Genomic DNA, 22,657 nt, shown 5'->3' on the forward strand with positions numbered 1-22,657 from the left:
CAGCCTGTCGCACACCCGAAGGAAGCGGAAATGAGCACGGTCCTCATCGTAGGAGCCACGCAGGGCACGGGGCGGGCACTGGCCGCGGAGTACGCGCGGCGAGGTGCTGACGTCGTCATCACCGGACGCACCCAGGAGCGGGCCACGACGGTGGCAGAGGAGCTGGTGCAGGAGACGGGAGGCACGGTCTGGGGGCTCGCACTGGACCTGAGCCGTCCGGCGGAGATCGCCGCCGCACTGGAGAGCGTGCGGACCGTCGACCGGGTGGTGCTCGTCGGGATGGTGCGTGATGTGAACACCACCCGCGCCTACGACGTGGTCACGGCGACGACTCTGGCCACGACGAAGATCGTCGGTTACACGACCGTGGTCGCCTCGCTGCGCGAGCGGATGTCCGCGGACGCGTCGGTACTGCTCTTCGGCGGCATGGCCAAGGACATCCCGTACCCGGGTTCGACGACACTTACCGCGGTCAACGCCGCCGTCCAGGGGCTGGTGCGCACGCTGCGCGTGGAGCTGGCACCGGTACGGGTGAACTCGATGCATCCGTGGGCCATCGTCGACAGCCCCGTCGTCGTGGACAACGAGCAGCTTCAGGACATGGCCCGGAAGATGACGCTCACCGGACGTCTCGCGACCATGGCCGACATCGTCGACGGTTGCCTGTTCCTGCTCGAGAACCCGATAGCCAACGGCATCGACCTCACGTTGAACGGCGGTATCGCCTGAGGGAGGGCTCGGGGCCCGCCGCCTGGACGACGTGGCGGGCCCCGAGCGACTCACGTCTCAGCCGACGGCGGCGACGGTGATCGGGGCGGTGTTGTTGGCCAGGTCCGGGTCGAAGTCGGTGACCGGCGGTTCGTCGTGGTCGTTGACGACGGCGACGGAGCCCGGGGCATTGGCGGGGACCAGGCTGTCGATGCGCACGCTGAAGGTGAAGTCGCTGCGGTCCTTCTCCCAGAGGTAGATCGGGGTGTGGCAGCGGAAGGACCGGCCGCCGCCCAGACAGTTGGCCGGCGCCGCGACGGCGGTGGTGCCCTCGGGGAGGGTCACGTCGACCAGCGCGACCGGTTCCCCGGCGAAGAGCGACGCCACCCACGCGGGTCCGTCGTTGCGTACCGAGACGGTGGTGGTGACGGTGTCACCGGGCAGTCCCGTCACCTGCGCGCCTTCCGCCACCAGGTCGGCGGTGTTGGCGGCCCGGATGGTGGTGGCGCGGTAGTTGTCACCGGGGTTGAGGTCCGGTGCGGGTTCCTCGGCCACGGACCTACGTGCGGCCGTCACCGGGGCGAGGGTGAGCTCGCCGCCGGAGCCGGGGGTGAACTCCTTGCCGTTCTGGGCCTGCTCGTACGCCTCGTCGGTGTAGGGCTGGGCGGAGTAGTCGAATCGGTCGTACAGCGCCGCAGGGCCGGCGTGTACGGCGGCCGCGGCGGACAGGTCGTACGTCATGCCGGATTCGGCGGGCTGGTCCACGACGCAGACCACGCTGGTCCCCGTCGGGTTGGCGGCCTGGTCGTCGTCGGCGTAGGAGCAGTTGGCGTACCGGTGCACGAAGTCGAGTCCGTGCGAGGCGAAGAAGGTGAGGAGCGTGCGGTCGACCGTCTGGTCGCCCAGGTTGCTCAGCCGGAGGGCCTGATCGACGTCCGTGCCCGGGGACACACCCTTGAGATCGGGCAATTGGTTGAGGGACAGGTCCGGGCCGCTGCCGACGGTGACGGAGATGTCCATCGGCTCCGTGGTCAGCTGCCCGAAGTCGCTCTCGGCGTCGGCGGAGACGTGCAGGTACCCGGAGACGCCCTCGGCGGCGCCCGCCTTGGCCCGCAGCGTGAGAGCGGCGACGTCGGTGTAGGGCCACGTGCCGACCGCCCCGAAGTCGCAGGTCGCGGTCAGCGGCGCGAGGCTGTCGGGGGTGCACGCGGCCGGCCACGTCACCGTCGCGACGTCCGCGATGTCGCGAGCGTCGACGGTGACCCGGCCGCCGGTGACGTTGTTGTCCGGGTTGTCGTGGCCCACGCTCAGCTGGAGCATCCGCGGGACCGCCGCCCCGGTGTCGGCGTCCGCCATGGGGAGCACGACCTCCCAGGGCGCGTTGACGTTGAGGTAGTCGGTCTCGTCGCCTCCGTCGGCCACGGCCGGGCCGGCGGCCGCGACGAGCACGGCACCGCTCACGGCTATCAGGGCGAGCATTCGTCTGCGGCGGTGTCCGGTCGACCGGTTCTGCGGTTCCCGCATGGAGAGCATCCTTCTTCCCGTCGTGTACGTGCCCAACCGGCCCGGAACCCACAGGGTTGCCGCGGGACCGGGCAGGTGATCATCGGTGGGAAGAGTACGCCCGGGCTCGGACAGCGCCGTGCCGGGCACGAAGTGCGGCAGTGAGCGTGAGGCGGACGACACCCGCGGCATGGACATGTGCCGGCATCAACGAGAGCAAGGGAGCCGACTCACTGTGACAGAGGTCAGAGTCACCTACGACAAGTCCGTGAACGCCGCATACGTGTACTTCACCGAGCCTCAGGCCAGTGTGCACTCGGCGCGCATGTACGCCTGCGACCCGGTGGATGTCGACGGCATGATCAACCTTGACCTCGACGAGCAGGGCCGCCTCATCGGCATCGAGGTACTCGCGGCCAGTTCGAAACTGCCCGAGTACCTGCGCAGGTCCGCGGAGCGGCTGGACTCCGAAGGTCCGTAGAGCACGGCAGTGCGGCAGTTCGGAACGCGGAGGGCGTGCCCCCGCTGGGACCACGCGGTGGCGCGCGATCGCGTCACCGCGCCCCCTATGGACTGAGCGGCTCGGCCGCGCCCGGGTGAGGGGTCACCGGGGCGCGGCCGAGTGGGGTCAGCAGGTGGCGTTCAGGCCGGCCCAGTCGGCGCGGTCGTTGTAGCCGCCGTCGCCGCCGTCGCCGACCACGAGGTCGAGGACCCGGACGCCGGTGAGGTCGACGTCGGCCTGGCGGACGTCGTCGCGGTTGAGCACGCCGCTGTCGAACAGCACGCGGCCGTCGCCGATGATCTGGAAGGTCGAGGTGCCGCCCTCCGGTCCGACGTTGCGCACCGCGTCGTCGATGCCGACGCTCGCGGTCAGCCGGCTGCACTGGTCGCCGAGGTAGTAGCGGATCGTCGAGGGCGAGGCGACCCCGATGCCGGTCGGGTGGACCTGGCCGAGCATGCTGATCGGCGACCCGCCGCCGACGCTCTGGTCGACCGTCGGGCTCATCCAGCCGCTGCCGGCGCTGATCCACTGGTGGTGCGACAGCGCGACGTCACCGTCCGGCGCCGCCGGAGCGACGACCAGCGGAGTGGACGTCTCCTGACGCAGTCGTCCCTTGCCGATGACCTCGTACGACGTGGTGGCGGTCAGCGCGGCGTTGCCCGGTGCGGCGGTGGCCGGCAGGGCCACGGTGAAGGCGAAGGTCGCCGAGTGGTTGGGGGCGAGCAGAATCGGCGCCTTGCCGATCGGACGGGCTGTCCAGCCGGCGGGCACCGCCAGATCGACCCGCGGTGCGAGGACCGGCTGCGCACCGTCGTTGCGGACGGTGACCTCGACCCGGGCCTGGTCGCCACCGGCGACGAGCGGGGCGGTCCCGGCGGGCACCGCGTCGTCACCGACCTGCGTCACCTGCGGCAGGCCGGCCACGACGTGCGGAACGCCGGGCTTGCCCGTGGCCCGGCTGACCCGGAACAGGGCCGCGCCGTGGGCAGGGACGGCGGCACTGATCGTGCCCGCGCTCTCGGTGACCTTGTCGGTCCAGGCGTTCTTCAGGGTGAACCGATCTCCGGACAGGCCGACCGACGACGCCTTCGTGGTCAGGGTCGCCGGGCTGTCGCCGCGGTTCAGCAGCACCACGGCACGGTCGCCGTTGGCGAGCCGCTTCACCCAGGTCTCCGTCGTACCGGCGGGCCCGACACGGACGGCCTGGACACCGGCGGAGTCCTGGTTGATCGCGACGACATCGCGGTCCTCGAGAATGCCGAGCGAGGTCGTGCTGAGGTGACGGACGTCGCTGCCGATCATCAGCGGCGCGGCCGCCACCGACCAGAGCGTCATCTGGGTACGGAACTCCTCGTCCGTCATCCCGAGCTCAGGGCCGAGGTAGTCCGGGTCGTTGAAGTGTCCCGGTCCGGCGGCCTCGGGGTGCCGCGCGTTCGCGTCGTAGTTCCGCAGCACGTCCTTGTACTTGATCTCGCCGACGAAGCCCACGTCCGTGTACGTCCGCCAGGACTGCGCGATCTTCGGCGCGTAGCTCCAGGAGTACGTCGACTGCTGCTCCTCCGGGTAGTTGCCCCAGTCCGGGGAGGTCACCGGGTTGCAGAGGTTGAAGATCATGGGGCGCTTGCTGGCGTTGTTCCGCAGCGCCTGCGCGAACTCGGTGTAGACGGTCTTCGGGTCGAGGTTCGCCGCGATCCCGCAGAGGTAGTCCGCCTTGACCGCGTCGAACTGCCAGGCCGCGAACTGGTCGGCGTCGCGCTGGTAGTAGCCGTGGCTGCCGAGTCCGCACTTGCCCGGGATGTACGGGCCGGCGTCGGTGTAGATGCCGGCCTTCAGACCCTTGGCGTGGATGTAGTCGACCAGCGGCTTCAGCCCGTTCGGGAACTGGTCGGGGTTGGGAGTCAGGTCGCCGGCCGCGCTGCGCGGGGTCGGCGCGGCCCAGTTGCCGTCGATCCAGACGTACTGGTAACCGGCGTCCCGCAGGCCGCTGCTGACCAGGAAGTCGGCGACCGACTTGATCTCGGCCTCGGTCGGATCGCCACCCAGCGCGTAGTAGGTGTTCCAGCCCATGTACGGCGTCGGGCTCAGCACCTGCTGGGACGCCGGCGTCGCGGCGGTGACCTTGTGGGCCGCCGGACTGGCCTCCGCGGGCACCGAGACGGCCAGCAAGCCGGTCACGAGGGCGAGGAGGGCGGTGAGATGTCGTTTCACGTCGGATCCTTAGCTGTCCGATCGATCAGGCATGCCGACCCGTCCTGGTCGTGAGCCCGAGGTGCCGCCCCTCGTCAAGGGTGCGGCGGTCGGTCTCCGGACCACTCAATGCCCGCACGCCTGCGGTGGTGTTGCGAGGATCTTGCAGCGGCTCACCGGTGCGCGTCAATAATAATTCCTAAATTAAGAGTTACTGGTGGGACTCCGCGAGGTACCCCGGACCGCTCCCTGTCGGGGAATGCGTGATGTGGTATCAGGTGCGTGGTTCGCGCGGAAATGTGTGAGGTCCGACCTGGCCGGACCTCTCGCGAGCTCGAGGGCGCCGAGGGCCGGTGCTGCCAGGCTCGTCGGCAGGATCGCGTCCGTGGGCGCGTGCGGCGACCGGCAGGCGGCAGGCTCCGGGTGGCGACCGGCAGGATCCGACCCTGGCCGCGACGCCGCTCCCGCCCCGCCCGGCTGACCGCCGAGGGGATCAGGCGGGCTCCGGCACGGGCAAAAAAAGACGGCCGCCCCTGGGAGGGACGGCCGTGTTCCAGTGGATAGCCAGTCCTGTCTGCTCTTCGACCATAATTGCGTCCGGCCGAGTTCGCACGGCGTGTCAGCTTGCATTCGGCTCGATGAGTGACACGGCGCCAGAAGTGCTGGTCCCGGACTCGCCGCTCCGCGGGACCGTCGCCGTCGTCGCGGGTCTGACAGCCCGTCTCCAGGCCGACCTACCCCCGGGTGTGGGGGAGTGCCGGCCGGTGATGGCTCTCGCCGCGCCCACCTGAAGTCGTACACGGCGACATCGGTGACCGGGCGGTATCCGAGCCGCTGGTAGGGGCCGTTGCAGGTGGGGTTGGCCAGGTCCGCGAACAGCAGCATGTGCGCCGCGGGGTGCGCGCCCGCGGTTTTCCGCCGAGGGGAGACGGGGAAGCCCTGTGATCCCCTGTGATCCCCTGTGATCCCGGATCAGCCGGTGGCCCTCGTGAACGTCTCCGTCACGGCGCGCACCAGCCGGTCCGCGTACTCCCGCTCGGCACCCTTGAACTGCGGATACTCGGTGACGAAGTGGTTCCACTCCACATTCCCGACCGCCTGGGCCACATCCTCGAGCAGGATTCTCTCGGAGTACGGATACCGCCACTCACCCGACAGCCGGAACACCTCGTGCAGCAGCTCGTAACGCAGCGGATGCCGCTCGGCCAGCAGCACCGCGTCGTACAGATCCTTGCCCTGCGGATGCGCGTCGTTGAGCAGCCACATCAGCTTCCAGGCCAGGGACAGTTCCGGCGTGGCCGCCTGGACGATCGTGCCGCCGGGCAGCTCGGCCGGCTCGGGCGCCTCGGGCAGCCGTTCGTTGAAGACGAAGTCGAGCTGGACATGGCCGCCCGGCAGCCCGGGCGATCCCCACGGCAGCACCATGCGGCAGCCCGGAACGCGGTCGTAGGTCCAGATGTCCTCGACCACCGCGCCCCGCGCCGAGATCCCGATCTCACGGCCGCGCGCGTCGGCCAGCGTCTGAGCCGCCTCCGCGATGCCGCGCAGCATCCGGTCGGTGCGGCCGTCGTCGATCCGCCAGGTGTGAGGGACGACGACGAAGTCCAGGTCACCGGGCTCGCGAGCCGCCTCCGGGAACCACACCGACATCAGCACGCTGCCCCTGAGCATCAGCGTGTCCACGTACTGCGACGTGGCGATCGCGTCCAGCACCAGGTGCAGGGCCCGGCGCCGGGCTGCCCGCCACGCCTCGCCTCGTGCCGGATCCCCGAACCGCGGGTCGGTCGCGCGGTAGGCGTTCTGGTGGTGCTTCAGCGACGGGTCGAAGACGGGACGCTGCACCACGTCGTCCCCCGGCACCCACTGCAGCTGCAGCGTCTTCGGCAGGTCCTCTGCCTCGCGGGTGGCCTCGTCCAGGGGCTCGCGGGGCAGCTCGATGCTCTGCCAGCCGAACCCGTCCCACGCCGATCCACTCATGTCCGTACCCCCACGGGCTCCTCGATCCAACCGTCGTCCACGGACAGGTCACTGTCGTGGAGCACGAACTCCCGCTCCACGCCCAGCACCACGAGCCCGTCCAACTCCGTCAGCAAACGCTCCAGCGCCCGCCCCGCCCCGTCGGCGCCCACCCCGCGGCACCGCTGCGTCACGAACCGCTCGTGCCCCGCGCCGGCCCGCACCCGCGCGGCGTTCCACGACAGATGGGCGCCGTGCGGCACCACCCGGGCCGCGAGCGCGGCCAGGTCCGTGTCCGCGTCGAGCAGCAGCTTCACGTGGTGCTCGAAGTACCGTTCGTCGTCCGCGCCGAGCCGTGCCGGTACCTCTGCGGCCCACGGTGTGGACTCGGTCTTCACCCGTACCGGCTCGAAGCCGTCCCTCCGAAGCCTCGCCACGACGTCCCGCACGCGCGCGGTCTCCTCGACGTACGAGGCGGAACCGGACAGTGTGAGCATGGGCTGCTCGCACATCCGGCCGCGCGCCAGCACGATGTGCGTCAGCTTCAGGCCAGCCGAGGCCGCCCACCGGCGCAGCCGCACCGACTCGTCGGGGCCGGCACAACGGACCGTCACATGCGATTCGTACAGGGAAGCGGACACCCGCGGATCCTGTCAGACGGCCGCCCTGCGCGGCATCCGCGTTTCTTGGGAGCGGGCCAGGCGGTGCTCCGGAACTCGCGAGGCGCACACGATCCGCCGGAGGATCAGCTTCCGCCCGGCCCCACCCCTGAGAACACGAACGAGAGCCTGGCTCTCACTTGGGGCCATGGTCGCGCACGGGCCGCGTGAGCGGCAGCGACTCCCGCAGTTGCTTCTCCGGATCCCAGTAGGCCGGCTTGTCCCTGGCGTCGCCCTTCCAGGGGTACCCCTGGGCAATCCAGTCGTCACGAGCCCTGGACACCCCCGTGTCCGTTGAGTCCTCGTACCCGAACTCGATCCCGCAGCACTCACAGATGCCGAAGGTCGCGACGTCTCCGCTTTCGCCCCAGGGCGGATACCCCACGTCGAACTCGCAAACCGGGCAATGGTTCCCTGACCTGTTACTTCGCACCCTCCGCACCCTAGCGATCGGTCCGCGCCGACCTGGAAGGTCCGCGGAGCCCCCCCGGCTGCGGTTCGCCCCGGGTCGTGCCTGACATCCGAGCCCTGCGTTTTCGCTGGCACGAGCGATGCCTCGGTAGGCCTGAGCGGGTGTCATGGGTTTCAGTGGCTCCCGTGATTCTCCGCCCCAGGTGGCACGACTGTGCCACGCGACGCGTGGGTCATCAGGTCTGGCGGCGGGGAGGTTCGGTGGTGAGCAGGAACACGCGGGCAGCCCGCACGATGTCGCTCTTGATCTGTTCCGTGGTGATCGACCCATTCGGGTTCATGTCGCAAGCGACCATGGCTCCGGCAACGATGCCTTGCAGCAGTTCGGGGTGGTCCTACTCCGTACTTGCGCGCCACCAGATCATGTCGGCGCCCTCGACTGGGTCCAGCTTCCCGTGGACGATGAGAATCGCCCACGAACGGGCCATCTCCAACAGGGCCTGACCACTGTCAGTCGGCAAGCCGGGAACAAGGCCGAGCTCCTCAAGGACCTGTGCGAACAGCTCCGGCGCGTCCGGCTCCTCGCGTTTCCGCAGGCCGGCCAGCAAAGCGAGAGAAGGACACTCCACGCCAGCCAGAAGGGCTTCGAGGCCTGCGTCGATCAAACGGTTCGACCCCACTTGGTGACCGGCCGTCCGCTCGACAGCGAGCCAGCGTAGTGCGGCAAGCCCCTCCCTGTCAGCCCCAGCTTGGCTGATCAGGGGGAACCGGCGCCATGCCTTTCCGGCACACCGCAACCGTTGGCCTCCTCGATGCGCAGTGCGGGTACGACGGTTGCCGAGGTCTGCGGGGTGCGTCAGCCGGTCGCTGACGCCACGCCCATTCCCCGTGGTCGGCCCGATCGCCCCGGTACCGTTCAGTCACGCCGTGCGGAGACCAGGCGCGCGACCAGCGCCAGAACAAGCCCGGCCGCGAGGAGGTACAGGCCGAGACGGTCTTCCGGCACCCCCGGTGACCACACCCGCCAGTCCGATGGGCTGTATCCGTCGGCCGCCAGGAAGTCCGTGTAAGAGCGGGTGGCGAGACTGGGGGGCGTGCCGCCCTGGCTGCGCACCCACAGCAGTGCGCCGATAACGGCACAGGTCGTGGCTGTCGCATACAAGGCCGTGGCTCTGCGGCGGGCCGGTCTGGGCATGGGTTCTCCGTCGTTGTCGTCGTTGGGCTTCGCGGATCTTTGCCCCGGCTGTGGTCTGCCCGGTTGCTGTACTCCGCTGCCGGCGAGCGTAGTCGGCAGCATCCTCGATCACCGGAGGTACGCCTGTCGTGGATGTCGCTGCGGACTGAGGTCACGGCTTCATCCAGTCGGGTTCGGAAGCTCGGGACTCCCTGTGACTCCCCGCGGGCCCCTGCCCCAACTGGCACGTGTGTGGCGTGTTCCGGCGGCTTGGGGTCCGCTTCGTTTGGTTCGGCGACGGGTGCTCAGCTCTCATCCCTGGAAAGGATCCTCCAGGGCAGGAATACATGGAGACAAGAACGGCTCCGTGTACTCCGTCACCGTGCCGCGGACCATCCTGATGACGACGACCTCGTTCTCGTGCCCGAGGTCTTCGTCGTCACGAATGTGCAGTACACCGTAGGAACCTGGCGCCCGCTCACCCACTTCGGCGAAGAGGCTGACGACGTCCTCGTCGCGGTGGTTGGGGAAGCCCCCGAGGTGTAGAAAGGGCTCTCCGTTCATCCATCGCAGATCGAGGAGGTAGGGGCTGTCGATCTCGCGGATGCGGGCCTGGATGCCTTCGACGATCTCGCCCAGACGAGCACTGCTGCCGTCGTCATCGTTTGCGTGGGGACGCTCTTGAACGCTGATCCACCCGTGATACTCGAACATGACCGCAGCGTACGGCCCGCGCAAGCGGCAGTAGCGCGACCAGTCCGATCCGAGCGGCGTCGACCGCGGCCAGCGCGCGAAGCGACGCGAAGCGATCCATCAGCCGGCGGCCGAGGGTGCCCATCACGATGTACGGCACCGACTCGGCGACGGCCACCAGGCCCATGGCAGCGGCGCACGACTCAAGGGGGAGTGGGATGACGCCACTTGGATTCCGCGGGTTGCAGGAGCGTGTGAAGGATCTGACGGGCCAGCAGCGGCACGCTGAGGCATACAACCTGATCACTGAGGAGGGGCCGCAGTTCCCCGATGACGAATCGGACGTCTACTACCTGCGGTCCTGTGCAGCCGCACGGATGGGCAGGGCTGACCTCGCCGTGACCCTCATCCGGGAGGCCTTGGCACGGGGGCACTGGTACGGGGAAGTCTTCCTGCGTCGATCACCGTCGTGGGGGCCGTTGCAGGGCACGGCCGGCTTCGAGGATGTGGCACGTGAGAGTCTCGCCCGGCAGCGCGCTGCCTCTGCGGCGGCGCGGTGCTCGGTCGTGGGGGAGCAGCTTGGGCCGGAACCGTACCGCGCTGTTGTCGCTTTCCACGGCAACGGCGGGAACACCCGGGAGTCCCTGAGCGGTTGGCGGGAGGTCGTGCACGAAGGCCGGTTGCTCGTGGCAGTCCAGTCGTCCCAGTGGATCGCCCGGGGCCGCGCTGTCTGGGACGACGAAGACAAGGCCTTGCGCGATGTCCGCGAGCAGTATGCGACGCTGACGGCCGAGTACGCGTTGGACGTGGGTCACCTGATCATCGCTGGATTCTCGATGGGTGCCGAAACCGCCTTGCGTATGGCGCTGGGCGGGACCGTTCCGGCACGTGGATTCGTCCTGCTCGGGATGGCCGGCCCGCGTACTGCCGACCCCGCGTCCTGGTTGCCGTTCATCGAGAAGAGGCGTCAAAGCGGCCTGCCACTTCGTGGCTACCTCATGGTTGGCGCGAACGACGACGATGGCGTGCGGCGCGAGAAGATGACCCGGCTCGCCGACTTTCTGACATCACACGGGATTCCGTGCGGACTCGAAGTCCTGCCGGGTCACGGCCACGAGTACCCCGGGAACTGTCTTTCCACCGTGAGGCGTGCGTTCGCCTTCATCAACTCGGACGATCCATGACGCCTGACAGCCAGGCACTGTCTCGATCGCCGACGCCTCCGGCTGTTTCATTGGGGTGCCAACTGGACACCCAGCGACTCCGCTTGGAAATCACCGTGCAGGCGACTGCCGCAATGCCTTTGACCAGCTACGTATTGAGGGCCATGACGTGGCGCTCAACAGTGACTCCATTCGACCGTGGCTCACCCCCGATTGGGCACACATCGGGCACGGACTTGGCCGGCCTTCGGCGGACCGATCGCATTGCCGCTCAGCGCTGCCTCTTCCGCCGCCCCGGGTACCGCGATATCGGCCCCGCCGAAGGAGTGGCTTGCCGAGCCCGGGCTTGTCCGGGACTCCGGCCTGGGTCAGGTCAAACATCTCGTGCGCCACGAGGATGGCTTCGATCTTGTCGATGTCCGATCGGCCGGCCGGCCGAAGCGCGTGCCCTGGTCATCACGGTAGCCCGTGCGGAACAGTCGGGAAGGTCGGCTGTCGGTGTTGTCGACTCGGCCAGACCGAGTTGACCGGCTTCCTGCCCCTCCGCCCGGCTGTTCGCCTGGGGTTGTCTTGTGGAGCGGATGACGGGAATCGGACCGCGCTCTGGGTTTGGGGGGAGCCGTTCGTTGATGCTCCCCGGGTGTCGCAGAGCTCCCAGACGTCGGCCCGCTGGTAGCAGCGGAACACCCGATCCCGGCTCGACAATGGACCATGCCGTTCGGTACGTCTCGCCACGGGGACCCTGGCGCGGACGCGGGGCCAGATCCCGTCGACGTACCGACGCGGTCCCGCGTGGGAGGACTGCGGACCACTGCCGAACCAGTTTCCGGCCCCGGCGGGTCGTCTTCGATCAGACGGCCGGGTCGTCCATGATCTCCCGGACCTCTTGCGCACAGCGGCACGCGGCAGCGATCTTGGCAGCCCACTCGAGCGCGTCCTCACGTGAGGGCACGTCGATGATCGAGAACCCGCCGAGCACCGCCTTGGTCTCCGGGTACGGGCCCTTGGTGACGGTTCCGTCGGTGGCCACGATGTTCGCCTGCTGCGTTTGCAGTCCACCGCCGAAGACCCACACACCGGCCTCCTGAGCCTTGCGCACCACCTCGTGCGAGGCCTCGGCCACTGCGGGCAACTCCTCCTCGGGGAAGGCCATCGCGCCGTCATCGAACGAGATCAGGTACCGCGTCATGGATGGCTCCCTTGGTCGTTGGCCTCCTTCGGCGCAGCTCACCCTATGACGTTCGGCGCCCTGAAGACTCGATACGGCCCGTCCTCGCGCGGCATCAGGCGGCAATCGCCCGGTCTTGCCGGCCACGTCCTGTCGTGCGGGGGTGAGTGGTCGTGGTGGTCGAGGTGTTTGGATCGGGCCCTGCGGGAGCGTTCGGCAAGGGCGAAGGCGGCGAGAGCCTTGGTCGGGAGTTCGTCGACTCTGATGCATGGAGGTCGGAGCCCGGGCTGTACCGGGTGGCCCCTTGCTCGGGATGGGCGGCCTGTGCCTGGGACACATCGCTCGACGCTTCCCGCACATCGGCGATGAGGCTCTCAGGCTGCCGCAGTCGCCGGCGGCGGGTGCTGAGGCAGACCCGTCGGACGTGGAGTCCGGGCTCTCCACGGTTATGACGACGTCCGGAGCTTCCTGCACCTGTGGTGAGGCGACTCGCAGGTGCGAATCAAGCGGCGTTCGCCCTGCTCACGAAGACAAGGAGGCGTGCCGACCTCGGACTGTCCGGGCCCGCGCCGAGGGAACAACCACGCGGACGTCGGCATCCCACCCTTGCGGTTCCTCACAACTGTCAGCACGTTGCCATACGATCCGACGCATGATCGGGATCTCTTGGGCTCTGATAGCCCAACATGTCGATGCGTGGACGGGAACCGACCTGGATCAGGGCGCGGCCGTCCTCGAAGACAGGGTGCGCGCCGCAGTCGACGCGATCGGCTTGACGCCGGAAGCTGCACGGCACTGGCCTACGGACTTCCTTGTCCCCGTAGTCGAGTCCCTGCGCAGCGACGGCGCAACGGCTCTCGGCCGGGGCGAGTCATGGAGCAAAGCGGCCGGGCCGTTGCTCGCATGCGCCTGTCCGGTGACCTGACGAGCCCTGAACGGTGTGGAGCAGGGCCGATCACCGCCGCGCTTTGCAACCACCTGCCCGCAGCCTCGACTTCGGCCGGCACGTCAAATCCAGCTCCCAAGAGCTCGTGACCATCCGTGGTTCCTGTGACGATGTCGCCCTCCAAGCTCAGCACTCCATCCGCGCACTGCTGGAAGTCATCGCGGATGTAGCGGTCAGTCCTCCAGCGGCGTGATCAGTGAGAGGCGCGTCGGATCCGTTATTCGAGCCACGTCCCGTCGCGCATGATGACTCTCCCGCGTAGTTCCGGCTCGCCGCGCCAAGCGCGCACAGTCCTCGGGACCACGCGTACATACAGGAAGGAACCCTCTTCCTCGCGCGGATCCCACCCGAACTTGTCGGCGAACGCCTCGGCAGCGCCTTCGGGCACCTCCTGGTCCGGGAAGCACTCCGCCTCGCCCTGGAGAAGCACCACGTCGAAGGTGTCCGGGAGCGCCAGGCGCACGCGCGGCTCCTTGCGGACGTTTCGCGCAGTCACGGAAGCGGCGCTGGTGCACATCCACACTGCTCGCCCATCCCACGAGAACCACAGCGGCAGCTGGTGCGGCCCGTGATCGGGGTGGGCCGTCGACACCCACACATCTCGCTCGGTGGCGAGCCGCTCCAGAGTGTCGCGCACACGGTCCGCCGTCTGACGGCGAACGATTCCTGTGGTCTCCATGGGGATCGACCCTAGCCAAGCAGCCGCGAAGCGCGCCTGAGGCGCAGGACCTACTGCCGGAGACCGATGAGCCCTTCAGCTCCGGCGCTGCTTGCCGGTTGGAGTCCTCCCTCCCACGCTACGATCGTCCAGCAGTCCTCTTGCATGGCAGGTCAGACGGCGAACCTGACTGAGATGACGATCATTGCCCTTGGCGTCGAAGACGAGGGGGCGGCGTGGAGGTCTTTCGATTCGAGCGTGACGAGTGGGTTGTCACCGGGCACGGTAGCCAGCCTCCACGCGACCCGCATCGCCACTGGTGAAGGATCGATTCACGTCACCTGCCTGGGCGTGGAGCCACGAGGCATCATCGGCACGCATCCCGCCCCGGTGCCCCAGATGTTCCTCGTCACCGCGGGCGAAGGCTGGATCGCGGGCCCGGACGGGGAGCGCGTCCCCATTGCTGCTGGTGCAGGAGTCCGATGGGAGCAAGGTGAAGTCCACACCTCGGGAACGGACGTTGGCTTTACGGCCATCGCAATCGAGGGTGCCGCCGTAGAGCTCTTCAAGCCTGCGGGTCCAGGAGACTGACCGGGAGGAGCGCGCCGATCTTCGACGCTCCGAACCGTCCTGCCGATCGACGGCCAGGCGACCAGTATTTCGGGATGTGGTGCGCCGGCCTCCCCATTGGAGTTGGCAGACCGAGCCGACGCCCCGCGACCGGGACTGGGCCTTCCGCCACCTCAAAGGGTGAGCGCGCCGAGCAGGAAGGCGACGATCCGAACGCAACCGGGTGCGGGTCCGGCCGCCCCGTGCGCGGTCAGGGCGCGGCCGGGAGGGACAGGCGCATGCGGAGGCCGGGGGCCAGAGGCTCGGCGGTGACGGTGCCGCCGTGGGTGTCGGCGACTTGCTTGACGATCGCGAGCCCGAGGCCGGAGCCGGGGAGGGAACGGGCGGCCGGTGAGCGGTAGAAGCGGTCGAAGACGAAGGGCAGGTCGTCCGCCGGGATGCCCGGGCCCTCGTCGGTGACCGTGAGGGTGCCCTCGGAGGACACCCGGACCACCACACGGCCTCCGTCCGGGCTCCATTTGACCGCGTTGTCCACGAGGTTGCCCACGGCCCGCTCCAGCGCGTCCGGGTCGGCGTGGACGAGGCATTCGGTGAGTTCGGTGTGCAGTGATACCCGCGGGCTGCGCCGGGCGGTCCGGGACACCACCCGTTCGGCCAGGAGGTCCAGGCGGGTGTCCTCGGTGTGGGTGCGCTGCCGGCCGAACCGGGCGAGGTCCACCAGGTTGTTGACGAGGTCCCGGAGTTCCTCGGCCTGGGTGCGGGCCTCCTCGACCAGGGCGGGGGCCTGGGGGTCCGCCACGCCGGCGCCGTCACCGAGCAGTTCCAGATTGGTGGTGATGCTGGTCAGCGGGGTGCGCAGCTCGTGCGAGGCGTCGGCGACCAGCCGGTGCTGGGCCTGTACGGACTCTTCCACCGCTGCCATCATCGCGGCGAAGGAGCGCGCCAGCCGAGCGATCTCGTCGGGTCCCCGGACGTCGATGGAGGCGGTGAGGTCCTTGGTCGCCGTCACGTGCTCGACCGTCTCGGTGAGCCGCCGCACCGGGCGGAGCACCCGGCCTGCCACGAGCCGCGCGCCGAGGGCCGCCAGCACGATGCCGCCGGCCGTGATCGCGGCGAGCAGGGCGGCGAGGGGGCGCAGAGTGGAGCGCACCACGGACTGCGGTATCGCCGCCCGGACGACCGCACCCTTCATGCCGGTCAAAGGCGCCGTGTACACCCGGTACGACACCCCTTTGTACTCGGCGTCCTGGAAGTACGCCGGGGCTCTGCCGCGGGACACCTGGACGTCCCGTTCGGTGACCGGGATGAAGCCGCCGCCGGGACCGGCCTCGACCGGCGGGACCATGAACTGCAACTGCGTGGAGCCGACGGTGACCGGCGAGGTGGGTACCGTCAGCCGCGCTCCCTCCCGTTCCATCTGCTCCAGCTTGAACGTGAACTCCTTCAGCAACTTGGAGGCGTCCTGGTCGGCGGCGGTGACCAGGACGTCGTCGTGCTGCCGGTGCAGACCGGCGCTCAGCGACGGGTAGATGATCAGCGATGCCAGCAGGAGCGCCGCGAAGACCACGGTGCCGCCGGCGAGGGCCACCCGGTTCCCCAGGGTCACGGCTCCTCCCGCAGCACGTAGCCGAGCCCGCGCACGGTCTGGACCAGCCGGGGCTCGCCACCGGACTCCAGCTTGGCGCGCAGGTAACTGATGTAGACCCACAGCGCGTTGGAGGACGGTCCGAAGTCGTATCCCCACACCGACTCGAAGATCAGGGACCGGCCGAGCACGCGCCGCGGGTTGCGCAGGAACAGCTCCAGCAGCGCGTACTCGGTGCGGGTCAGATCGAGCGTGCGTCCGCCGCGTCGCGCCTGGCAGGCCGCGACGTCCAGCTCCAGGTCGGCGAAACGGATGATCTCCTCGTGCGCGGCGCCGGCGCGCCGCAGCAACGCGCGTACGCGGGCCCGGAGCTCGTCCAGGGCGAACGGTTTGACCAGGTAGTCGTCGGCGCCCGCGTCCAGGCCGGCCACCCGGTCCTCGACGAGGTCCCTGGCCGTGAGCATGAGGATCGGCACGCGGTCGCCCTTGGCCCTGACCCGGCGGCACACCTCGAGGCCGTTGGGCTCCGGCATCAGCACGTCGAGGATGACGGCATCGGGCCGCCCGCCGCCGAGGGCCTCCAGAGCCGCTGTTCCGTCGGCCGCCTCGGTCACCTCGTGGCCGTCCCGGGTCAGCGCCCGGGAGAGCGCGAGGCGTACCGCGTCGTCATCGTCCACCACCAGCACACGCATGGTTGCCATCGTCCTGTCCACGAGGTCAACGGCGGATAAGGGCGGTCGGCCCGGGAAGGGTCCCGGGGCCGACCGCCCCGCGGGTTCAGCCCTTCGAGGACCGCCCGTCGTCGGCCAGACCCTGCTTGGCCGCTGACAGGGCCTTCTCGAACCGGGCCGGACCGACACCCAGTTCCCTCGCGACGGCCGCGAATTCCGCACTGTGCGGATTGACGCCGTTCGGCCGGTCGGCCAGCGTGAAGAGCTCCTTCACCGCGTGTTCCGCAGGAGCGGTGCCGACGCCCAGGTGGGCGGCGACGGCCTTCGCGAGTGAGGTCATGGCCGCGGCGTCGTCCGGTCCTGTGTGCTTGATGACGGGTTTGCCGTCACCCGGCTTGCCCTTGTCGTCGTGCTCGCCCTTCTTCACCGCGACCTGCTTGCCCAAGGCCTGCTTGGCCGCCGCCAGCGCCTTGTCGAACCGGGCCGGACTGACCCCCAGTTGGCCTGCGATGGCGACGAATTCCGCGCTGTCCGGGTCGACGCCGTGCGGCCGGTCGGCCAAGGTGAACAGTTCGTTCACGGCCTCCCGCGCGGACGACAGACTCACCCCCAGCTGCGCGGCCACCACCTTCGCCAGGGACTGGGTGACCTTGGCCCGGTCCTCCGCCGGCTTGCCCTTGGCCGCCGCGATCGCCCTGGCCTTCGCCACGTCCGGCGACGGGCCGGCGGACGCGGCCGCCGTCCCCGCCATACAGACCACCGTGGTCGCGGCGACCGCCGCGGCAGTCCAACGCGCCTTCCTGTCCATGTCTGTTCTCCTTCGCACCGGTGGACGGCCGGCGAATGCCGCCGCCCACGAGTGAGAAGACCACCCGGAACTCAAGGGAACTCTCATGGAACCTTAGGCCGGCCTTAGAGATCCTCGGCCACCGCGTCATCCCGCGGGCAGGGTGATCGTGAAGCGCGCGCCCGACGGGTGCCGGGGCTCGTACCGGACGTCGCCGCCGGCGGAGCGGGCCAGTCGCCGCGCGAGCGGCAGGCCGAGACCGGCCCCTTCGTGCCCGTCGTCCGGATCGGCGCGCCGACCCGGCTGGAACAGGGACGCGACGAAGGAGCCCGGCACGCCAGGTCCGTCGTCGAGCACGTCCACCCGCACACCGGCGCCGTCCCTGAGGGTGTGCAGGACGACCTGCGTGCTGGCGTGCCGCAGCGCGTTGTCCACCAGGGGGCCGACCATGCGTTCCAGGAGGGCCTCCGGGACGCCGGCCACCACGGTGTCCTGTCCGGAGACGGTCAGGAGGGTGGCGGAGGTGGCCGCTCGCTCGTCGACCAGTCGGCGCAGTACGGGCGGGACGGCGGTTGTCCCTGGAGCCGTGTGCGCGGAGCCGCGGGCGTCGTTCAGCAGGGTGTCGCAGATGGTGCGCATGGAGCGGGCGGCGTCGGCGATGGCCGTGTGGGCGGTACGCGTGTCGGGAGCGGAGCGCGGACGCGCCGTCAGCCAGTCCAGTTCCGCGGTGATCCGGGCGAGGGGGTTGCGCAGTTCGTGGGACAACTCCCCGGTGAGCTGCCGCTCGTGGCGCAGCACGGCGCGTATGCGGTCGAGCAGTGCGTCCAGGGACACCCCGAGACGCGCGAGTTCGGTGGGGCTGTCCAGGTTGCCGAAGCGCGTCCGCGAGGCGATCGCACTCCATTGCGCGGCCTGGTCGGTCATCTCCCGCACCGGGCGCAGGGCGCGCCCGACAGCGAGCCGGGTGAGGGCGTACGTGCAGACCAGGACGGCGCCGTCCAGGGCCAGGGAGGCGGTCAGCAGGGTGTCGGCCGATGCCTGGTACGGCGACAGATGGAGTGCGGCGACCACGACGGCGGTGGGTGGTCCGGTGCGGGTTGCGGGGTCTGCGGTGGGTACGGAGCACAGCCGGATCGGGTCGTTGCCGGCGAGCGTGACGCAGTGGCGGCCGGGTTGTGCGGCGACGCGTGCGGCGGTGCGAGTGAGCCGGCCGTCCGCCGGGGCGGAGGCGGGGTGTTCGACCAGCCGGGTGCCGGCGTAGATCCACACGTTGGTGTCGAACAGCGCGTCGTCCGGCATCTCCACCACCCGTACCGGCACGCGGCGGGTGTCGACGGTGGCGACGACGGCATCCGCGCGGGTGCGGAGCTCAGTGTCCGCCTGCTGCTCCAGGTGGATCCTGGCGATGGCGTTGAACACCGCGGTGAGGACGACCATCAGCAGTGCCGCCGTCGCGAGCGCGACCAGCGACAGCCGGCCGCGCAGGGTGCGCGGCAGCAGGCGGCGGGGTACGGCCGTCATGACAGGCGGTGTCCGAGGCCGCGGGCGGTGCCGATGGTCGACGTGCTTCCCGCCTCGCGCAGTTTGCGCCGCAGTCGGGTCAGGTACTGGTCGAGGGTGTTGTCGCTGACGTGGGCTCCCGCGGGCCAGCCGGCCAGGACCAGGTCCTTCCTGCGCACGATGCCGCCGGACGCGGCCATCAGCGCCGCCAGCAGACGGAACTCCGTGGGCGTCAGGGCCGTCTCGGCCTCCCGCACGGTGAAGCGGTAGGTCGTGGGGTCCAGCACCACATCGCCGGTCGATGCCGACGCGGGCGGGCCGGACCTCCGCAGCGCGGCGCGGAGCCGGGCGGTGAGTTCCGCCAGGTGGAAGGGCTTGGTCAGGTAGTCGTCGCCCCCGGCGGAGAATCCGCTGAGGCGATCGGTGAGTTGGTGCTGGGCGGTCAGGAAGAGGACGGGCGCGAGGTATCCGCCGGCGCGCATGGCCTGGCACACGTCACGTCCGTCCGCGTCGGGCAGGCCGACGTCCAGGATCACCGCGTCGACGGTGCCGGCGACCAGTCGCAGTGCGGTGGCGCCGTCCCGCGCGGGGAGCGGATCGAAGTCCTCGTCGCGCAGCGAGCGCAGCAGTACGTCACGCAGTGCCGCGTCGTCCTCGACGACCAGGATCCTCCGCAGGCCCGTACGCCTCACCGACCCTCGTCCGCCCGGCCGTGCTCCTGGGCCTGGGGCTGAGGCTGGGGCGCGGGCGGGCCGGCCGCTGCCGGGCGGGGGAGCCACCGTGCCGCGAGGCACAGGCACAACGCGAGCCAGGACGCCGCGAAGAGCCAGCCCCCGATGACATCACTGAACCAGTGGACTCCGAGGTAGACGCGGCTCAGGCCGACTGCCGCCGCCCAGCACGCGGCCGTTGCGGCGAAGTACGCGCGGCCGCGTGAACGCCGTGTCAGTACGGCGGTGATCAGGAGCCCGGCGATCACGGCCGAGGTGGCGGTGTGCCCGGAAGGGAAGGCATAGCCGGAGGCGTGGGTGGCCCAGTCCCGGACGTCCGGTCGCGGCCGCGCCGCGACATCCCGCACCGCGTACCGCACACCTTGGCCTGCGGCCAGGCACAGCAGCGCCGCAGCGGCGGCCACCGCGCGCTGCCGCGCCGTACGCCCGGCGATGACCCCGGCCAGTGCGGCCAGGGCATAGGCGATCGGACCCGTGCCCGTGGCCGTCACCAGACCCGCCAACGACACGGCGGCACCCGGGCGGTGCCCGGTCGACCACGTGAGCAGCGTGTCGTCGATCGCGAACGGGGCACCGTCGCGGCTCACGACCAGGGTGGTGAGGATCGCGAAGCCGACGAGAGCCGCCAGTCCCACCATGCCCGCCGGGCCGCGGATTCGACGCCGGGCAGGCGTTGTTGTGGGGGCGGTGGTCGTGCCGCTCACGACGGGCCGGTCCACCGCCGGCGAACGCGCGGCCGCACTCGGATCATCGGGCCGTCCCTTCCGTCACTCGCGACATCGGACATCCGCACCTCCATGGATCGTCTACAGCACTGTAGACGAAGGGCTCGGGCGAACGTGCCGCCCGCCGATCCGCAGGCGCGTCAGGCCGGCGGACCGCACGGCGGTCACGGGCCGGGTATCAGCCGCTGTCAGCCGACCCGCAACGAGCGCCGCTCGGCCTCGATGACGTCGCGCCGGGACACCGTGAGGTAGACGACGAGACCGAGGATCACCGCCAGGAACAGGACGCTGGTGACGACCGTGCCGAAGCCCAGGCCGCCGTCGGCCGTGGGCTGCGCGAGGAGGTCGCCGATCGACGCGCCGAGGGGCCGGGTGAGCACGTAGGCGATCCAGAAGCTCCACACCGCGTCGAGGCCCAGAGTGAAGTGCGCCACCGTCACGGCGGCGATCACCAGGGCGAACAGGCCCGCGGAGATCCAGTAGCCAAGGCTCATACGTTCGGCGACCAGGTCACCGGCGGCGGTACCGAGGGCGAAGGTGAAGAGCACCGCCAGCCAGTAGAAGGCCTCGCGGCGGACGGTGTCGACATGGTGGATGGAAAGGGTCCGCTCGGAGCGGTACCAGGCGGCGAACACCGCGACGAGTCCCACGCCGAACACCGCTGTGCTGGTCTCCAGCGGCACGTTCATGTTGTCGGTGAGGTTGTCGCTGATCAGTGTGCCGACGACGCTGATCAGCGCCACGGCCGTCCAGTACACGCCCGGCCGGTAGGCACGGGTGCGGAACTGCACCACGAGCACCGCGGCCAGCAGCACGCTCATCAGGAGCGACACGCCGGTCAGGCCGAGGCCCAACTTCTCGTTCAGCAGGTCCGCGGCCGTCTCGCCGACGGTGGTGCACAGCACCTTGATCACCCAGAAGAACGCGGTGACCTCGGGAACCTTGTTCCAGCGCATGCGCCGCCCCGGGGCGGAACCGGCAGGACCGGCAGGGCCCGGGGTCTCGGACATCTCAGTAGTCATGGGCCCGACGCTGCCACCGGGAACCTGAACGCATCCTGAGCATCGGCCGGTCGCGCACCCGCGGGCGCATTTCTCGACGGAGCATGCCGGGCATGCCTGCCCCTACTCAGCCGGCTCCGCGGGTACCCGCGGCGACCTGGCTCCGTCGTCATTTGGGACGCGCCGTCGCCGCCGCCTACGCGGCCGCAGTGATCGTGCCCGAGCCGGGCCGCTGGCTGCGCCGGGCTCACGGCCTTCCCCTGGGCGGCCAGGCACTGCGTCTCGAGACCCCTGGGGCGTTGTTGTGCCTGATCCTGTTCGCGGCCGGGCTGCAGGTACCCCTGCGCACGCTGGGCAGCCGCCTGCGCCGGCCCGTCGCCCTGCTCACCGGCGTCGCGCTGCATCTGGCCGCCCCGCTGCTGGTGATCCCCGTGGTGGCGTTCGTCCTGCACCGCTCACCCGACACCGACGGTGGCAGCGGCATGATCGCCGCGATGATCCTGATCACGGCGATGCCCGTCGCGGCCGGCGCCACCGTGTGGACCGCCCGCGGTCACGGCGACCAGGCGGTCATGGTGGGCATCGTTCTCGCCTCCACCCTCGTCAGTCCCGTCACCGTCCCGATGACCATCAAGGCCCTGTCGCCCCTGCTCCGCGGCGACTACGTGGGCGCACTGTCCCGGGCCGCGCACGCCGCAGGAGACGGCTTCGCCCTCACCACCGTGCTGCTGCCCTGCCTCGCGGGCATCCTGTCCGCGGTCCTGCTGCCCGTTCCCGCACTGCGACGGCTGTCCGACACCGTCCTGCCCGCCTTGCTGGCGGGCTCGGTGGTTCTCACCTACGTCAACGCCAGCGGCGCCCTCGGCTCCTTCCTCACCCACCCACGGCCGGTCCTGTTGGCGGCGGCCCTGACCGTCGCCTCGGCCGTCTGCGGTCTCTCCTTCACGCTCGGCCGGGTCAGCGCGCGCCTGCTCCGCCTCGACCGGCCCGCCCAGTCCTCGTTCACGCTGGCCTGCGGCATGAGCAACAGCAGCGCCGGCGCCGTCCTGATCTCCACCGCGCTGCCCGACCGGCCGCATCTGCTGCTGCCGGTTCTCGCCTACGGTCTGCTGCAGAAGCTCGCGGCCGACCGGGTCATGCGGGCGCGTCCCCCACGGGCGCCGTGAAGCGGCTCCGGCCGGGCCCGGTTCGCCTTCGCCCGGTCGCCCGCGGAGCTCATTCGTCCGCGGGACCTCATGGACGCAGCTCTCAGCTACAAGATGTAGTAGTCGAGGGTAGGGTTCCCGTACCGCCCTCCTGGGGCGCGCGGGGAACGGACGAGGAGCGACACGCCATGGACGAGGGTTTCGACGCCGTCCG

The 22,657-nt window shown here is 70.1% G+C and carries 23 protein-coding genes; 6 read left to right on the top strand and 17 right to left on the bottom strand.

Annotated elements, in window-relative coordinates:
* Positions 1–30 precede the first annotated feature (30 nt).
* A complete protein-coding gene (locus ACFYXS_RS05040) occupies positions 31–729 on the top strand; it encodes an SDR family NAD(P)-dependent oxidoreductase (RefSeq protein WP_389243978.1) in 699 nt (232 codons plus the stop codon).
* Positions 730–786: 57 nt separating this feature from the next.
* Here ACFYXS_RS05040 and ACFYXS_RS05045 read toward each other — a convergent pair whose 3' ends face one another.
* A complete protein-coding gene (locus tag ACFYXS_RS05045) occupies positions 787–2,232 on the bottom strand; it encodes a hypothetical protein (RefSeq protein ID WP_389243980.1) in 1,446 nt (481 codons plus the stop codon).
* A 214-nt stretch (positions 2,233–2,446) separates the two neighbouring features.
* Between ACFYXS_RS05045 and ACFYXS_RS05050 the strand changes: the two genes are divergently transcribed.
* Positions 2,447–2,692: a DUF2283 domain-containing protein gene (locus tag ACFYXS_RS05050; RefSeq protein ID WP_389243982.1), complete on the top strand. Its 246-nt coding sequence runs from the start codon at positions 2,447–2,449 to the stop codon at positions 2,690–2,692.
* 147 nt (positions 2,693–2,839) lie between these two features.
* Here the strand turns inward: ACFYXS_RS05050 and ACFYXS_RS05055 are convergent, their stop codons facing one another.
* The 7 genes from ACFYXS_RS05055 to ACFYXS_RS05085 all read right to left on the bottom strand — a co-directional run bounded on the left by ACFYXS_RS05055 (position 2,840) and on the right by ACFYXS_RS05085 (position 9,814).
* A complete protein-coding gene (locus ACFYXS_RS05055) occupies positions 2,840–4,921 on the bottom strand; it encodes an NPCBM/NEW2 domain-containing protein (RefSeq protein ID WP_389243984.1) in 2,082 nt (693 codons plus the stop codon).
* Between the two features lie 951 nt (positions 4,922–5,872).
* Complete coding sequence (locus ACFYXS_RS05060; RefSeq protein WP_389243986.1) at positions 5,873–6,877, bottom strand: nucleotidyl transferase AbiEii/AbiGii toxin family protein; 1,005 nt, start codon at positions 6,875–6,877, stop codon at positions 5,873–5,875.
* Positions 6,874–7,497, bottom strand: a complete 624-nt coding sequence (locus tag ACFYXS_RS05065; protein WP_389243989.1) for a hypothetical protein — start codon at positions 7,495–7,497, stop codon at positions 6,874–6,876. Before ACFYXS_RS05065 ends, ACFYXS_RS05060 begins: the two co-directional genes overlap by 4 nt.
* A gap of 154 nt (positions 7,498–7,651) precedes the next feature.
* Entirely contained in the window at positions 7,652–7,798 is a 147-nt protein-coding gene (locus ACFYXS_RS05070) for a hypothetical protein (protein WP_389243991.1), read from the bottom strand.
* Positions 7,799–8,321: 523 nt separating this feature from the next.
* Positions 8,322–8,591, bottom strand: coding sequence for a hypothetical protein (locus ACFYXS_RS05075; RefSeq protein ID WP_389243993.1), 270 nt, complete (start codon positions 8,589–8,591; stop codon positions 8,322–8,324).
* Positions 8,592–8,842: 251 nt separating this feature from the next.
* Positions 8,843–9,088 carry a hypothetical protein gene (locus tag ACFYXS_RS05080; protein WP_389243995.1) on the bottom strand — a complete coding sequence of 82 codons (246 nt, stop codon included), beginning with the start codon at positions 9,086–9,088 and terminating at the stop codon, positions 8,843–8,845.
* Between the two features lie 324 nt (positions 9,089–9,412).
* Positions 9,413–9,814: an Imm7 family immunity protein gene (locus tag ACFYXS_RS05085; protein ID WP_389243997.1), complete on the bottom strand. Its 402-nt coding sequence runs from the start codon at positions 9,812–9,814 to the stop codon at positions 9,413–9,415.
* Between the two features lie 233 nt (positions 9,815–10,047).
* Here ACFYXS_RS05085 and ACFYXS_RS05090 point away from each other — a divergent pair, with 233 nt between their 5' ends.
* On the top strand, positions 10,048–10,977 hold the full coding sequence (locus ACFYXS_RS05090; RefSeq protein ID WP_389243999.1) for an alpha/beta hydrolase: 930 nt from the start codon (positions 10,048–10,050) through the stop codon (positions 10,975–10,977).
* Positions 10,978–11,806: 829 nt separating this feature from the next.
* Here ACFYXS_RS05090 and ACFYXS_RS05095 read toward each other — a convergent pair.
* Positions 11,807–12,145 carry a YciI family protein gene (locus tag ACFYXS_RS05095; RefSeq protein WP_389244001.1) on the bottom strand — a complete coding sequence of 113 codons (339 nt, stop codon included), beginning with the start codon at positions 12,143–12,145 and terminating at the stop codon, positions 11,807–11,809.
* A 631-nt stretch (positions 12,146–12,776) separates the two neighbouring features.
* Here ACFYXS_RS05095 and ACFYXS_RS05100 point away from each other — a divergent pair.
* On the top strand, positions 12,777–13,049 hold the full coding sequence (locus ACFYXS_RS05100; RefSeq protein ID WP_389244003.1) for a hypothetical protein: 273 nt from the start codon (positions 12,777–12,779) through the stop codon (positions 13,047–13,049).
* Positions 13,050–13,287: 238 nt separating this feature from the next.
* On the opposite strand, the gene ACFYXS_RS05105 is transcribed toward ACFYXS_RS05100, so the two are convergent.
* Positions 13,288–13,749: a pyridoxamine 5'-phosphate oxidase family protein gene (locus tag ACFYXS_RS05105; protein WP_389244005.1), complete on the bottom strand. Its 462-nt coding sequence runs from the start codon at positions 13,747–13,749 to the stop codon at positions 13,288–13,290.
* 174 nt (positions 13,750–13,923) lie between these two features.
* Between ACFYXS_RS05105 and ACFYXS_RS05110 the strand changes: the two genes are divergently transcribed.
* Entirely contained in the window at positions 13,924–14,319 is a 396-nt protein-coding gene (locus ACFYXS_RS05110) for a hypothetical protein (protein ID WP_389244007.1), read from the top strand.
* A gap of 229 nt (positions 14,320–14,548) precedes the next feature.
* Here the strand turns inward: ACFYXS_RS05110 and ACFYXS_RS05115 are convergent, their stop codons facing one another.
* The 7 genes from ACFYXS_RS05115 to ACFYXS_RS05145 all read right to left on the bottom strand — a co-directional run bounded on the left by ACFYXS_RS05115 (position 14,549) and on the right by ACFYXS_RS05145 (position 21,319).
* The gene (locus tag ACFYXS_RS05115; protein ID WP_389244009.1) at positions 14,549–15,904 is read right to left on the bottom strand and encodes an ATP-binding protein; all 1,356 of its coding nucleotides are present in this window, start codon (positions 15,902–15,904) and stop codon (positions 14,549–14,551) included.
* Positions 15,901–16,575 carry a response regulator transcription factor gene (locus tag ACFYXS_RS05120; RefSeq protein WP_389244688.1) on the bottom strand — a complete coding sequence of 225 codons (675 nt, stop codon included), beginning with the start codon at positions 16,573–16,575 and terminating at the stop codon, positions 15,901–15,903. Before ACFYXS_RS05120 ends, ACFYXS_RS05115 begins: the two co-directional genes overlap by 4 nt.
* Positions 16,576–16,660: 85 nt before the next feature.
* Complete coding sequence (locus tag ACFYXS_RS05125; protein ID WP_389244011.1) at positions 16,661–17,362, bottom strand: hypothetical protein; 702 nt, start codon at positions 17,360–17,362, stop codon at positions 16,661–16,663.
* Between the two features lie 126 nt (positions 17,363–17,488).
* Positions 17,489–18,862, bottom strand: coding sequence for a sensor histidine kinase (locus tag ACFYXS_RS05130; protein ID WP_389244013.1), 1,374 nt, complete (start codon positions 18,860–18,862; stop codon positions 17,489–17,491).
* Positions 18,859–19,533 carry a response regulator transcription factor gene (locus ACFYXS_RS05135; RefSeq protein ID WP_389244015.1) on the bottom strand — a complete coding sequence of 225 codons (675 nt, stop codon included), beginning with the start codon at positions 19,531–19,533 and terminating at the stop codon, positions 18,859–18,861. The genes ACFYXS_RS05130 and ACFYXS_RS05135 overlap by 4 nt, the downstream gene beginning before the upstream one ends.
* Positions 19,530–20,276 (bottom strand): phosphatase PAP2 family protein, encoded by a 747-nt coding sequence (locus ACFYXS_RS05140; protein ID WP_389244017.1) that lies wholly within the window; start codon positions 20,274–20,276, stop codon positions 19,530–19,532. The genes ACFYXS_RS05135 and ACFYXS_RS05140 overlap by 4 nt, the downstream gene beginning before the upstream one ends.
* Before the next feature lie 209 nt (positions 20,277–20,485).
* Positions 20,486–21,319 carry a hypothetical protein gene (locus ACFYXS_RS05145; protein ID WP_389244019.1) on the bottom strand — a complete coding sequence of 278 codons (834 nt, stop codon included), beginning with the start codon at positions 21,317–21,319 and terminating at the stop codon, positions 20,486–20,488.
* Between the two features lie 92 nt (positions 21,320–21,411).
* Here ACFYXS_RS05145 and ACFYXS_RS05150 point away from each other — a divergent pair, with 92 nt between their 5' ends.
* Positions 21,412–22,464 (top strand): bile acid:sodium symporter family protein, encoded by a 1,053-nt coding sequence (locus tag ACFYXS_RS05150; RefSeq protein WP_389244021.1) that lies wholly within the window; start codon positions 21,412–21,414, stop codon positions 22,462–22,464.
* Positions 22,465–22,657: the final 193 nt, after the last annotated feature.

The organism is Streptomyces sp. NPDC002574 (assembly GCF_042889545.1).
Classification (GTDB): Bacteria; Actinomycetota; Actinomycetes; order Streptomycetales; family Streptomycetaceae; genus Actinacidiphila.